This window comes from Sedimentibacter sp. B4 (assembly GCF_000309315.1).
Classification (GTDB): domain Bacteria; phylum Bacillota; class Clostridia; order Tissierellales; family Sedimentibacteraceae; genus Sedimentibacter; species Sedimentibacter saalensis.
In genome coordinates, this window is sequence record NZ_CANG01000550.1 from 1 (window position 1) to 233 (window position 233).

Sequence of the window (233 nt, forward strand, 5' to 3'; positions counted from 1 at the left end):
CGGCAAGCTGGTCGTCTTCCCCAGCCCGGGCAGCAAGGCCGGGGACCCGGCAGTGTCGTTCCACAAGGTCAACGGCGTGTATCGCCGGGGTGCCACCGCGGACAACCCAATTGAAGCGGCAGCCGTCGCTGCACGCGTCATCGACCATTTCACTCGAACGCCGGCCCTGAGCCTTGGAGTTGTCACCTTCTCTGTGGCCCAGGCCTCGGCCGTGCAGGATGCCATCGACAAGG

Annotated in this window: 1 protein-coding gene; it reads left to right on the plus strand. The window is 66.1% G+C overall.

Translation table 11 applies throughout. The annotated features are described in order from the left end of the window. Positions 1-233 (plus strand): hypothetical protein (locus BN358_RS27740; RefSeq protein ID WP_040583191.1); only part of this gene is annotated, 233 nt, incomplete at both ends.